Genomic DNA, 13,897 nt, shown 5'->3' with positions numbered 1-13,897 from the left:
CCGGGTCCCCATCAAAATTGGATTTATCAACCAAGCAACACTTATTTTTTCCTAGGGGACCACAACGCCAGCTATTATACTTTTCCGTATGAGTTGATCCAAAAACGGAAATTGTGATCCCTATACAAGACATTTTACCTTTAATATAGCTAGTATTCCATCTCATGGTTTAGTTGATTCAGTAGTGGGACGTGATTTGATTCCTGATCCAGGAAGTACGAACCCTTTTATGCCTGGTGCTAATTGGGATGCAACAAACCGCAACTATACCTCGAGGCTCGAGAATCCGCTTTACTGCTCCTCCAGAAGGATCTAATCATTTTGTTCCTGGAGCGGGTAATAATGTAATTTACACGGGAACTTTAAAAAATGGGTCAGATAGATTCGGTATACTCTTAAATGCTCGCTTATTCGCAGGAATTCAGGCCCGCTTCTAAGAACAATAACGGTTAAATGGAATGAGTATTGAGAAAGAGTGTTGGCATGATGTGCCAACACTCTTTACTATATCTGTTCAAATGAGTTAGAGTACATTCATTCACAAACAAATTTCACTTAACTACTAATTAGTCTTGATTATCAAGTTTACTTCGATATGCAATTGGTGTTATAAAACTCATACTCTAATATTGCATATCTTCATCGCCTACGATTACGAAATTACGATACTTATCCGGGAATGTAGGAGCTTTCCAGCGAATAAACAACAACTTATCGGGGTCCCTGTCAATTAGGTTGGAAAGGGTATAGACCGTATTGCCTTCAGGTTGAAGAAATCTTGGTTCAAATCGCTTCCAAGTTAAATCGTAACCCTGTCTAAAATCCATCTTTATGTTATTTCTATTATTATTAGCGAAATAATTTAAATTAATAAAGTCATCAAAATCCATTTTATTCTGTTGATTGTTGTTCTTCTGGTTTGTATTTTGCAACGCTGCAGAATAAAGACTACTACTTTCAAAGTTACAATGGGTTCGGTGTCCTTTATCTTTTTCTGAACTATAAGTGATAAAGGGAAGATCGAGACCTCCTGTTTTATCATAGCCTATACTCGGAACGTAAATTCTTAATACAATCATCCTAAATCTATTTGGTTCGCAGTTTAAATGAGCATTTCTCTGGAATACCCAAAACAATTATATATAAGCTGATCAATCCTACTTAGTTTAAAATGCAATGTCATTTCCTTATTCGTTATGACAAAAGAGTGGTTACAGCTTGTATTGCTTTATCATTGGAACTAACCTTCTCTCTATTATTTATAGGATTACGTGATCTCAAATAATATCAAATAGGGCTGTCCCAACTAAAGTCGCTTTATCAACATAAATTTTGAAGCAACCCACCATTCATCATACTACTTTAATAGCTGAAATCATAAATAAAAGAGTTATAGTACAAATATTTGAAGGAATAAAATAAAGCGGGATAACACAAAACGAATGGGGTGGGTAAACATTATATTAAATCATTGTTAAGACTCAAAGGAGTATGGCAGGAAAGTATTAGCAGCTAATTTTAAAGTTACATATCAGTGTTAGTGTTAGTGTTAAATCCAAGCATCTATTTCATCTCAAAATTCCCTTTCATTTTCACATCCTTATAATACAGTAGTTTAGGTTACCTTTCCTAACCATAGCCCAATTTATATTGTTAAGTTATATGAAAGGAATGATCCGAATGTATAATATGTATAATCCCTGCTACTATCCTTACAGCATTCCCCCAACAATGTATCACCCACCTAATATGCATAATACTACTTACAAAACATACCCATCTCCTCACTGGGGCAACACACCAATCTATAACCCTTACTTTAATGAACAAGACGGCATAAGTAATTTTATCTCAAACTTAGAAGAACGAGGTTTTATTGTACAGAAAGGAAACTTAAGATATATTGATATATTAAAGCTGGCCAGTGAAGGTAAAGTTGACTCGGCTTTCGGGAATATTGTAGGAGCACCCTATGCAACCTATCTCCTTCCCCCTGCACCAAATCAGGAACCATCACCTGGGCAGCGACCACCAAGTGGCTATAATCCTGACGACCCAAATAATTACCCACCCAATATTGATTATGCAATGACGGGGGTGTACTATAAGCTGCGTCCTGACGAGGCAATTGTTTTAATTGGAAAGACACCGCCACCGTCAGTTTATTTTAGTTTTAGAAGTTATCTGGGATTTGTTGAAAATAAACCTAAAAAGGACTACAGTGATACAGTTACAACAGGGGATCAACGTATTGGTTTTTATCACTTTATCGGTGCCAGCCTGGGGGATCAAATAAGTAACAACTTTATCTGGACTAATAGTACACCTTATGGAAGCCCCGGAAATCCCTTTGCCAGTTCCACAATTATCATTACCACTGCAGACCAAGGAATTAATGAGCAAATGCGTAATGCTCTTGTTGCATCAGGCTTTAACACGGGTATCATGAACGATGATATTATCCCTATGGACCTAGTCAGAATGGGACTAGAAAGAGGCAAAGATCACTTTCAGTTTCTCACGAGAGCTGCCATTTTTCAAAATCCGGATATTGGCTGGGATTACATTTCCAATCTTGATGAGTATTTTACGGTGTTGCGTATTACCCCCAAAATCCCCTATCCTACTACAAAACCTTGGCCTATACCATCACTTAAAATAAGAGAGACAGGTACGACTGAATTTCAAATTGTCCCAAGAGCAAGAGAGACACTGGATTACCTGAGAAATCAAATTATTAGTAAGTACGGACATCCGGAATATGATATTGTGGATTTGGATTTTAATCTCGCTATACCTGATGCCTATGAGGGGATATTACAGGATGTCAATGTTTGGCTTGATAACAGAGATACAATCTATGTTAAAACGGAAACCTTTCAATTAGCTACCGATGATGATTTTGTGATTATATATGGTGTCAACAACACTCAAACGGGATTTGCAACATATCTCAACCTTGGTTTATACGGAGATGATCTCTGGAATGGCGTTGCAGGAACCGCGTTTACAAATGAATTTCAGTATCCTGCCGATGAATATTTTCCTGAATGGTTTAAAAATGATAAGTTCTATTATGTAGCCAAAATGGCAAGAAGTACCACAGAAGGCAATGAAATTATTATTCCTTATAGTACTGGCAACCCTCAAGGATCAGCATATGGGGTTGACAACAATCAAGATGCTTTTGTAGTCATAAGAAGTTATGTCAATCAAAAAACCAAAGTTGCTTCAGCTCCTTTTGACTTTATCTGGGGGCATGCAATCTTATTTACAAAAAAGAGAAACAACTATAGGGATATAAAAGACATACAAGATTAGAAACGTGTAATTCGTCTTATATAACGAACGTATATTTGTAACGCTTTTCTAAGATTTCATATTTTTACCGATAGAAAAAAATAAAAAAAAGAGCCATTCATCCCCCACTTACTCGTCCCACTCGTTAAAGATGGGGGTTACTGGCTAATATTATGATATTTGTAATTTAAGTCATAACGAACTGATGTTAGCTCCTCTGATACATCCCATAACCTCTTCATCGTTTCTTTGTTATAGACGGTTGGTTTAGGTACTTCGATTGTCGGTTTCCCGGTACGATTGCCTCGACCGTCCGGACCGATGTATTCTCCGCCCACTAATTTCTCATCTGTTGCTGCCATGATTGTAGGTAAAGCACCTTGTTCAGCAGACTGAGCAATTATTTTCATGAGGGGTTTGATATACCAGGGTGTAGTTTCTTTTCCTATTTTAAAGAGATTGGTCGATGATACGCCAGGATGTGCTGCGACACTAATCGTTTTATACCCATTCTCTTTCAAACGATCATCTAGCTCCTTGGCAAACAATAAGTTAGCTAGCTTACTTTGACTATAGAATTTCATCCCTTTATAACCTTTAGAACCGTCCAAATTCTCAAAATCGATGACCCCACTTCGATGTGCTATGGAGCTTAGTGTTACCACACGAGAATACTCTCCATTTTCGAGTAATGGAAGCAGCAGTCCTGTTAATGCAAAATGACCTAAATGATTACTACCAAACTGAAGCTCAAAACCATCTTCTGTTTTTGTATATGGAGGAATCATGACGCCAGCATTATTGATCAATAGATCTACTCTCTCATATTTTTTTGAAAATTCATCTACAAACCCATGTATACTTGATAAGCTTGCTAAATCTAGCTTCATGACCTCGATTCGACCATTGGGATACATTTGAAGCAATTTTTTCTTTGCTTGTTCACCTTTATTTATCGTTCTTACTGCCATAATGACTGTATCTTTTGTACTAGCAAAATATTTCGCTGTTTCAAAACCTAATCCACTATTTGCACCTGTAATGATTACTATTTTATTAGACATATGGGACACTCCTTATTGTTTAAGAGGAATAATATTCTATGATTTTTATGAAGTGAAACTTCCATAGAGGAGGCTTTGTTCATACCCCAACGAATTGTGGAGTTTCTCTCTGTCTAAAATTTAATCAACTATTCCAATCTAACTGTAAGTGGAAATAAACACGGCTCATGAATATAATCAGATGGAACTTTCTTTAGCTCTATTACAAGAATTACACAAGAATTTACCTTTGGGATTTAAATCTTAGATTCTGGTGTCTGTTATCTGTCGAAAAATTGTATTATTATCATTTGTTATTATATCGTGCACGTTTCAATCATGCACGATTTTTTATCATGATCCCATCCACACCATATTGTTTGGCGGGCTTCAACCCAGTTTGACGATCAAGAATATCGCCATTGATCATCAATAGTGTATCTGGCGCTACCTGGTCACGAAGTTTCTTTATCCCCACAACATTGTAGAATTATATTTTCGGTTTAAATCAAACCTCCTTTAATGCATAGTTTGTTCACTGCATAAAGGAGGCATTTTACAATCTTCAATGATTTTGCTCAGTTCAATACTAATGAAACCCTCTAGATTATACAAATCCATTCTTGCATAAAACCTAGTGCGTTATCTTCCTTCACCTAGCTAAGTAATCTCCCTTTTAACCAGGCGCGGGGACGATATGGTCCGATGGGAATTTGGATCAAGCTGGTTTTTCCCTTCGGATTGATCCTGTAAAGTTGATCACATTGGTTTGCATCGAATCCTAACAACGGATGGCCTCCCATTCCTAAAGCACCTGACACCAAGAGCAGCCGTTGCACAAGAATGCCCGCTTCCATTTGTTGAATACGGTATCCTCTATACCCTAATCTCTCTTTGAGGTGACCCTTGTCTCCAACCAGATGCATACAGAGTGGAACTTGATACAGGTTGACATTGGGAAGCGTTAATCCAGATTGTAATAACTCCCGATAATCCCCCTCGGTTATTCTCCGAAGGGCATGAGTGCCATTATCATAAGAATAGGCACCATTACGAATTCCCTCTACATTATAAAAACTGCCGTACAAAGAAAGACGAGTCTCAACCTTTCCCTCTGTATCGTCCAGGTCATTGTAGTACGAGAAAGAAAATGTCTCTTTTAGCAAAGTAGCTAACTGCGTTTGGCTCACTTCTCCTAAACTAAAATTAATATCAGGAGAATACCGCTCCCGGCAAACAGATGCGAGATCGTACGATAAGGATTTTGTATCTGGCAACAAGACCATCTCCCTATCTAACGCCAGTTTCTCACAGTTATGATTTTTTAGTTTCAAAAATGACTTCGTTGTTTCAAACATCGATACTTCATTCAGTTTTTTCAGCACGGGATAATCAATAACGTTTTTTGAACGATTATAGGTATCATGATTCAACACAGGAACTTCCTGGCACAATTCAGATGCAGCAACCATTACTTCGCTTTTTTGAGAATTGTCCATACAAGTAATGGATGGTTTCATACTGAATGGGATAACAGCATATACACTTTCCTCCTGTTCGGATAACCCAAGTAAATGATTAATAGACCGATCAAGAAATTGATAACATACCCGTGAATAGAACCCCATCTGATGAGCCACTTCTAATGATTGCCCAATGACCACACCAGCATCTAAACCTTGGAGTCTGTAGGAAAAATTATTGTATTTATAAAAATTTTTCCAAAAAACAGTTGAGACAAAAGCGATGCAAAAACAATCCGAAAGAGGAAGACCGTTTTCAAGACTTCTAGATAAGTAGGTATCGTAATTTCCTTCTCGTAACAAAACGAGTCGATGATGCGCTGCATCATAATGATAAATTCCTTCGGGAACGCTATCCAATTTTACATAAACATATAGTTCATTAGGATACAACGCTCCTCCAGAAGGAACAAATCTCCGTAAAGACTGAGTAAATCTAGCGCTTTTATTCTCTGTTCCGTCCATTACAGGAGATTGAGAGTATTGAGTAAGGCCATATACATACCATAAAAAATGACCAAGCTCTTCAAGGCTCGGGTTTTGATCCTCTTCTTTCTTCTCGAGCGTTAAGGGTACTTCTGCAGAAAGTGGGATTGATGGTAAACCTCTGTACAATTTATACGGAAGTGGCGCATCTCCCCAATCTACCTCCCATTCGGGGGGAAAGATTTTATCCGTTTCAAAATGCAATTGATGTAGAAATGTTTCTAGCTCCAACTCGTTGTCCTCCTTCTCTTCCACTATGGGAATGGATGGGGAAATGGATTTAGCTGTTCATACACTAACGGTTTTTTCTCATAACCTAGTTGCATAGGTACGTTGAGGACCCTCTCCAACCCTTTCACACGGGTGAGGTGATGGCCGAATGTCATTGGCAACATCCCTGGAATTAATACTTTTACACAGTGTAATCCGTTCCGTTTGGTTACAGACGAGCTTTGGTCAACTACAATTACATCAAGGTTTAATCGGCGGAACGTCTGAAGGATCTCCTGAAGATCATCTTTTAAATCAGTATTGGCCGGCGGCTCCTGAAATTCATCAGCAAATGTACGTAACGGACGTTGACCATCCAATAAAAAATTGAATCGTTCCTCTGCTTCTTTTAAACCGTACAGCATACCATGATCCTCCATCGTACGTACCGCAAACGGGTCTTGAAGCATCTTTTCATATGTCTGTCGGTTTTTCTCCAATTTTTCGTCATCCCTAAACATCATTCCTGCAAGCTCGTAAATCGAACTTTTTACAGCCTTAATGGGATCAGGGTTAGCACCTGCTGCACAAATAATGTGTACTCCCTTGGATTTTCTGTTTTTTGCCACTGCCCAAACACTTGGAATCCCATGTTCCATCGTCGAATTGTAAAAATAAAGGTCATAACCGGTAACTTCAGTAATACGGTCAACCATCAACTGTAATTCGATATCGTTAGCTGAACGTAGATCAAGCTGTGGGAGGGGCAGCTTTGCATACCAGGTGATCAAAAACGAATCTCGCTCGACAACCTCCATAATGGCATGGAAAATGGCTTCTTCTAAAGTCCCCCCAAGTGCACATCCGTTTGATGTTTCATAGACAAAGCCATCTCCGCAGCCCAAACTATAGTAGGCCAGTAACTCTGGAACTAAAATCGGACGTTCTTGTAAGAACGAGTAACCCCAGACCCAATTCATTGGAGCATCAGGTGTAAATCGTTTAAAAGGAAAATTAGGCTTTTCATATTGATTTGTTTCATGTACACCAACACTTGTCGGGTTCATTGCGTTCTTTTCTAACTGACGATAACAATCGCGAACGACTGTTCTTTTGCCTCGTGGTTCAATTCCGCAATATCGTTCTAACCCTTCTAAGATAGCAGTCAGCTCACTCATTTCATAAGAATTAGATCTCCCTGCTACCCCCTCATCGCCTCCAAACAGCGGCATGTTCACTAACACATCGGCAAAAGGCAGCTTGATATCTTGCATTTTCCCATTCATCAGCCCCGTACGATAATCAAGATAATCCCTGACGAGTACTGTTTTTAATTCATCGATCGAACGGGTGCGATAACCGCCACCATTGATTTTAGGACTGGATTTCAACCGGATTTGCGCTAATTCTGATGTATCATCGGGTAATGAACTACACATCGGGCATGATGGATCTGGCAAGAAAAAGTGACGTGAGGTCGATAACGTTCTTAGGTTGGTAATGTACATGTTTTCTTCTAAGTTACTGGATTCACCTTGAAGTATGCTCTGTACTTCATTACTGATCAAAGCTGCCATTTGTGACAGTCCGATTCGTGTTGCCCAAGCGTCTTGCAGTCCCCCTTCTTCTGCCGGCATTTTCCTTTGAAACTCCCACATTTCTTGACGATCAGGTCCCGCTATCATACGTCGCATATCAGCACAACTCGAACAGCCCGAAGTATCGGGGCGTACGAAAGGACCAATAATTCCCTCGCCAAATGAAATGAAACCTCGAAGCCATGGAATACCTGCCTCCCTGAATCTTTCTTCTGCTTTTTGATAAACAGATGGATGCCAGGAATCATGGAGCACCAGTGCTAATTCAGTTTTATCCGGAAGGTCTTCTACGATACTTTGACGTTTTATGTGATAGTTTTCGGCCAATTGATGATAGACCGTTTCTGCTAGTAAACCACTTCCATCCAATAGAATTAGGGCTGCCATTTGTATTCCTCCTCTCGAACCTTTACACCAAACACCCCTGCTAGTTCCTGCTTTAAAAAAGGTTCGAATGATAGATCATAAATATCTAAACGTTTTCTGGAGTGTTTTAAGACCTGAATGGAGGATTGTAAGAGCTCTAATGGAGTCATTCCTTTACAAGAAGGAATTTTGAGTTTGGATTTCTTTTTTTCAACAAAATCGGTAGGCACCCTTTCATGCCTTTCCAGTGAATTCACCTCGTTTGGAGTATTTAAAAGTGATTGTTCTAACGCATAGCGTAATGCCAACGTTCTATTTAAACCTACCCTAGTAAACCATTGATTATTTGACCTAATCCGTATGACTGGGAAGCCCAGAATATCCTCTCTTAATTCGATACTCGGTGGACCATTTAAAGAAGTCAACGCATCTAAATAGTATCTACATTGCTGATCTTCTATTGTTTCTGGCTCCAGTTCAAAAAGCAAATTCGGTTGTTCAACCTTTCTTTCCCTCAACTTTTCATCTAAATAGTTTTGCAGTCCTCGACATACAGCCTCTTCTATTGTTTGCCCTGCGCCGATGCCCATACCACTTTCTGGAATGCTAGAGTCCATCAGATCCTTCTCATTTTTAAAGCGCTTTTCTTGTGAATGGATTAATTGTGAAACATACATTTCAATGCCTGTCAGCCCGGCATGTCTTTTGGCTTCCTTATGTGTAAAACCAACACAAATAACTTCTGATAAAAGTGTTGCTGGACCGTCACTCCTCGGGTTAACGGCTTGAACATAACACTGGGCCAAAGGAAGCTGTGGCAAATCCCGTTCGTCCCATGAATGGAAAATTCCTACCTCTTCGGAAGTTAATCGACTGAAATATTCCAATAGAGTACTAGGTGAAGTCGTTCTGTTCACTTCCTGTTTAATTTTTAAATCAAAGTCTTCAATCCGCCTGGGCGTTAAATGACTAGACGTAACCAACGGGTGTGTGAGGTAAGATAACCAGTTGCCTTCCAATGTTTCAAGATCAAGTAAGTAAATTTGGTTATTCTGAGTTAGACCTGTAATTCCTACAGCCTTCTTGAAAAATTCAAATACGAGGACATTTGCTAAAATCGATCCAGCTGTCGAAGAGAAATTGGCAGTCTGATGACCTTCTTGAACAGCAGACTGATGAAGGCGACGCCAGGCAGACTCCCAGCATCCCTCAGATTCTTGGTGAACCATCGGACCCGCGAGCCCTACTTGCTCCAAACATAGGGCAGGTAGAAATACCTTCCTTTCCTCTTTGCAAACAACGTTAAGATTTCTTAGTTCATTTACATTTCCATCCTGCGAAACATACAATACACAATCATACGGTTGCACTATTTCTTTCCAAGCACTTCTATACTCGCCTTTTTGAAAAGGGACCTCTTTTACTTCAACGTCCGGATCATCTTTTCGGGCATTGTCCACCATTTCTTCGATCCTGGCTCGGTTTGTAGGTGTCGATTGAGTGGATAAAAAATGGAATTTAGGTAGTCCTGATTCGAGTAATGCCCCCACCAATGAAACTAAAATCGGACCAGCTCCTACAGCCAAAATTTTAGCCTGACGATATTCTTGAAAGTGGTAAGCACCAGAGTTCACGAAATTCTCGATAAATTCAATTTGTGAAGCGTACTTTTCAACAACCATACGATTTAATTGGTGTGGCCGATCCTGACTAATATCTCGTACAAAGCCGTTCTCGTACAACGTTTCACTAATCTCATATACTCTCTTCTTATACGGTGCGGTAAGCCCCTCGGTCAAATTTCCCAATGTTTGCTCCCCATTAAACATCGGCATCAGTGTTTCAATCCACTGATAAATGGTACTTCCTTTTAGACGGAATGAGCTTTCGTTATTTCTAAAATACACACCACCTTCTTGATCGGGTATATAAAACGTATCTTTTTTTACCTTCAGACGTGTGGAAGCGTTAAGTTTTGTCATTCAGCTCCTCCTTCATCATCAAACCATATTAGGCACTACCATTTTATGTAGTTTTATTTGTCCCTTATGAATAACTAAAAAAAGGTAATGCCCCTGCAATAAACGATGCAGGGACACTTTTTTCCACTAGGTACTAAATTTATGAAAGAACGTTTAACCTCCGTAACAGTTATGACACCTAAAACAATTATGACATCTAAAGCAATTAAAACAGTTAAAGCAGTTAAAGCAATTAAAACAACTAAAGCAGCCGAAGCAACCGAAACAACCGAAGCAACGAAAACCGCCACAACGATGGAACCCGCCGCCCCCAAACGCACCCAGTTGGCGTGAATTTTCACTATCCATAGGAACTAACTCACCAACTTGGTATTGATCCATTCCCAAATTCTGCAATTGGTTTTGAAAGTTATTCATTTTTTTCTTCTCCTTTGTATTTATTTTTCAGGTTAATCCGATGCCTGACGAGAGAGTTGAGCCAAACTATTAATACGTTTTGAATGTAAAACCATCAGACATTCCGTGTACTCTCCTCAACAAAATATGATGCCTTTTAGGTGATTGTTACTGATGTCAGTGCCTAAATCTTTTGATGGGACCGTCTATTGGGCTATGTAGAAATACATTTTCGATAATGATTCGTTTTCATTCGTGCATGAATCCAGAAAACTCCCTTATATTTCAGTAATAAAAAACACACCAATTATGGTGTTAATTGGTGTGTCTCACGTATTTGCTTTGCAATATCTCATATAATCATAGTTCCTATTTAATAACATTTATTTCCTTTATCTCGCTAACGGCTCTCATTTTAGGTAAATTCATAGAACGAACAAGATTAGTTTGTTGTTGACTTACTTACACTCTCTGGGATCGAAATAGTAAATGTAGTTCCTTCGTTCATTTTGCTATTTACCTTTATATCTCCCTTCATTGCTTTCACAATACTGAAAGCGACCATTGTTCCTAGACCAGTACCCTTTTCTTTATTTGTGAAAAAAGGAACGCCTAAACGTGCAATTTGTTCAGTGGACATGCCTACTCCATTATCAGTCAGCTGTAAAGTTATTTTTCTATTTTCTTTGGTTACTTTAAACTCTAGCTTTCCACCGTTTTGCATGGCTTCAATCGCATTTTTTGATAAATTAATTAAGCATTGATGGAATTGTTTTCTGTTTCCTAAAATATAGCTATCTTTTACGAGAAATTCTTTTTTTATCGATACATTTTGCATTAATGCATAAGGCTGCATCACATTCGCAACATAGTTCATCTCATCGGTAATATTTAATAATTCGAGATCAACATTGACATGTGGCTTTGCAAACGTAAGGTAATCTGAAATGATCGTTTCCGCACGGTCTAATTCTTGAAGAGACAAGTCTAAATAAGTATTCTTCTTCTCATCATCAATACCTGGACTTTTAAGTAGTTGGATAAACCCTCTTGTGACTGTTAACGGATTTCGGACTTCGTGAGAGATGCTAGCCGCCATTTCACTTAGACTTTTTAATTTTTCATTATGATATAGTTGCTTTTTCAGCGTGTCGATTGTAATTAAGTATTCAAGAAAATAAACAGAAAGACCCATGGTTAAAGCTTGTGCAACAATAAAGGAAGATAATAGAACAATTGGAGCGTGAAGGATAAAGCCAAATAATGTATGACAAGAAATTAAGCTAATAATAGCACTAAGTCCAAGCAAAGCCATCGTGCCATTAATTTTTGTTTTGAGAGAATATGTTTGATATTTGGGTATTAGTAAAAATAATAGAATAATCAATAATAAAGTACTATCGATGAAGGCAATATAAAAACCTGCGCCACCTATATAAAACCGGTAAAATAAGATGACAAAATAAAGGAAAATAGCAACCTTTTTTCCACCATAAAGAGCTCCTAATACAAATGCAATATACCTTAAATCAAATAAATGGCCTTCATAGTTTGCAATTGGGAAATTCATACATATCATGATTGAGATGCTAAAAACGGTAGCTAGTATGATGTTTTTGTACTTTAAATCTGTATTAATATAAAAGAGTTGGAAGATTAAAATAGGTAATAAAACAAAAAGTATATTAATAAGTAGATTTTCCATGATTAGCACCTGATTTCCTTGTAATTCTCTTAAACATATCACATAATTCCTAAATAAAATAGGGATTTTTTAGTAGATTTTGAAGAGGACTACCATTGCATCTGATGGAAACCCCTTTAACATTCTAGGCTCTAGTAGGAGAATGTGTATTCATGTCATCTAAATAAGACGGTGCGCCTTCACTCTATTACAACAATAAAAAAACACACCAATCCTTGTGCTAATTGGTGTGTCTCAATATTTGCATGTCATCATTTTAGATATTCATAGTTTTTCTTTTAAATCATTTAATTCCTTTTTCTCGGCTAATTCTTCGTTGAAAGAATACAAAGATAGGAAGTGGGATGATAATCCACCCTAAACTTTTAACAAAGCTATTTAAAGCACGTTGTTTATTATTTTCAATTTGCTGTTGAACCATCGCATCATATTGTCTTCTTAGTTCTTCCTCACTGAGTTCTTCTCTCTTAACTTCACTATTTTCGAATTTCGGGTGGTATTCTCTCATCGTTTTGTAATCTTCAAATGACTCTACATAAGCATTTGGTGAAACATAGTCTGCCACCGCCATAAAAGAAAACACACCCCCGCCAATCACCATTACTAAAGTAATGAACGCCACAGCATAATGATATACTTGCCTAATCACATCTTCTCGCTCCTCATGATTCAATTTGTATAATTGCTTGCCACCCACACCCAGTAATAAGACAAATAATCCAACTAACAAAATACCGAAAACAATAAATGCCATTTCCTCACCTAACTTTACTAAAAGAAATATTGAAACATGAGGCTAAACGGGGTCTTCCCGCCACTACGATCTTTACTTCTGTCCTACAGAACTATCTTGTTATTAAAAAATCTTTATACTCACGTATTCTTTATAGAGTACAAAGACCAATAACCCATTTCATCTTGCTTAGAATTTACTTCCCTTACTTGCACCTACCCATCGGTGCTTGATTTAAATTTACCATTTTTTATCATTGTACTCTACATATTTTTTTCTTTATTTTGTCAATTATCCTTAGATGTATAGCGACAGTTCTTGGGCTTCTTTCGTTTAGCAAAACAACAAAAGCATGAGAACCGTCCCCTTTGCTTAAATAGTCAGCTTTCCTTTGCTAAGCGGACTGAGAGGCCTCTATTTGTGATAAAATCGATAATTTCACGATTGAACGGACTGAGTGGACCTATGTCAAGAAAGTGGACACCTAAATAACGGATTTTAGTTTTTCGTAATATGGAAACAGTAGACCCTTCTTCACTTTTTAAAAGCATAGAT

9 protein-coding genes and 1 pseudogene are annotated in these 13,897 nt (G+C 38.0%); 1 reads left to right on the top strand and 9 read right to left on the bottom strand.

Annotated features, from left to right (window positions below):
* Positions 1–623: 623 nt before the first annotated feature.
* Positions 624–1,079, bottom strand: a complete 456-nt coding sequence (locus AC2VNP_RS21665; protein WP_486919437.1) for a hypothetical protein — start codon at positions 1,077–1,079, stop codon at positions 624–626.
* A gap of 583 nt (positions 1,080–1,662) precedes the next feature.
* On the opposite strand from AC2VNP_RS21665, the gene AC2VNP_RS21660 reads away from it, so the two are divergent.
* Complete coding sequence (locus AC2VNP_RS21660) at positions 1,663–3,321, top strand: hypothetical protein (protein ID WP_486919436.1); 1,659 nt, start codon at positions 1,663–1,665, stop codon at positions 3,319–3,321.
* 137 nt (positions 3,322–3,458) lie between these two features.
* Here the strand turns inward: AC2VNP_RS21660 and AC2VNP_RS21655 are convergent, their stop codons facing one another.
* From AC2VNP_RS21655 to AC2VNP_RS21620, 8 genes and pseudogenes are all read right to left on the bottom strand, one after another.
* Complete coding sequence (locus AC2VNP_RS21655; RefSeq protein ID WP_486919435.1) at positions 3,459–4,364, bottom strand: oxidoreductase; 906 nt, start codon at positions 4,362–4,364, stop codon at positions 3,459–3,461.
* A 331-nt stretch (positions 4,365–4,695) separates the two neighbouring features.
* Positions 4,696–4,815 (bottom strand): annotated as a pseudogene (locus AC2VNP_RS21650) (tRNA-dihydrouridine synthase); the annotation flags it as partial.
* 184 nt (positions 4,816–4,999) lie between these two features.
* Complete coding sequence (locus AC2VNP_RS21645; RefSeq protein ID WP_486919433.1) at positions 5,000–6,583, bottom strand: SagB family peptide dehydrogenase; 1,584 nt, start codon at positions 6,581–6,583, stop codon at positions 5,000–5,002.
* Positions 6,584–6,606: 23 nt separating this feature from the next.
* Entirely contained in the window at positions 6,607–8,547 is a 1,941-nt protein-coding gene (locus AC2VNP_RS21640) for a TOMM precursor leader peptide-binding protein (RefSeq protein WP_486919431.1), read from the bottom strand.
* A complete protein-coding gene (locus AC2VNP_RS21635; protein WP_486919430.1) occupies positions 8,535–10,508 on the bottom strand; it encodes a putative thiazole-containing bacteriocin maturation protein in 1,974 nt (657 codons plus the stop codon). Before AC2VNP_RS21635 ends, AC2VNP_RS21640 begins: the two co-directional genes overlap by 13 nt.
* Positions 10,509–10,661: 153 nt before the next feature.
* Complete coding sequence (locus tag AC2VNP_RS21630) at positions 10,662–10,889, bottom strand: hypothetical protein (protein WP_486919564.1); 228 nt, start codon at positions 10,887–10,889, stop codon at positions 10,662–10,664.
* Between the two features lie 457 nt (positions 10,890–11,346).
* A complete protein-coding gene (locus AC2VNP_RS21625) occupies positions 11,347–12,609 on the bottom strand; it encodes an ATP-binding protein (RefSeq protein ID WP_486919429.1) in 1,263 nt (420 codons plus the stop codon).
* Positions 12,610–12,892: 283 nt separating this feature from the next.
* A complete protein-coding gene (locus AC2VNP_RS21620; protein ID WP_486919428.1) occupies positions 12,893–13,363 on the bottom strand; it encodes a hypothetical protein in 471 nt (156 codons plus the stop codon).
* Positions 13,364–13,897 lie beyond the last annotated feature (534 nt).

The sequence above is a fragment of the Alkalihalobacterium sp. TH-98 genome (assembly GCF_057473385.1).
Note: the sequence above shows the minus strand (reverse complement) of the source record. Positions and strands in the feature narration are given on the sequence as shown.

Excerpts from the sequence above, each read along its gene's own strand:
- AC2VNP_RS21665 (WP_486919437.1), bottom strand. The coding sequence starts at position 1,079 with ATGATTGTATTAAGAATTTACGTTCCGAGTATAGGCTATGATAAAACA.
- AC2VNP_RS21660 (WP_486919436.1), top strand. The coding sequence starts at position 1,663 with ATGAAAGGAATGATCCGAATGTATAATATGTATAATCCCTGCTACTAT.
- AC2VNP_RS21655 (WP_486919435.1), bottom strand. The coding sequence starts at position 4,364 with ATGTCTAATAAAATAGTAATCATTACAGGTGCAAATAGTGGATTAGGT.
- AC2VNP_RS21640 (WP_486919431.1), bottom strand. The coding sequence starts at position 8,547 with ATGGCAGCCCTAATTCTATTGGATGGAAGTGGTTTACTAGCAGAAACG.
- AC2VNP_RS21635 (WP_486919430.1), bottom strand. The coding sequence starts at position 10,508 with ATGACAAAACTTAACGCTTCCACACGTCTGAAGGTAAAAAAAGATACG.
- AC2VNP_RS21630 (WP_486919564.1), bottom strand. The coding sequence starts at position 10,889 with ATGGATCAATACCAAGTTGGTGAGTTAGTTCCTATGGATAGTGAAAAT.
- AC2VNP_RS21625 (WP_486919429.1), bottom strand. The coding sequence starts at position 12,609 with ATGGAAAATCTACTTATTAATATACTTTTTGTTTTATTACCTATTTTA.
- AC2VNP_RS21620 (WP_486919428.1), bottom strand. The coding sequence starts at position 13,363 with ATGGCATTTATTGTTTTCGGTATTTTGTTAGTTGGATTATTTGTCTTA.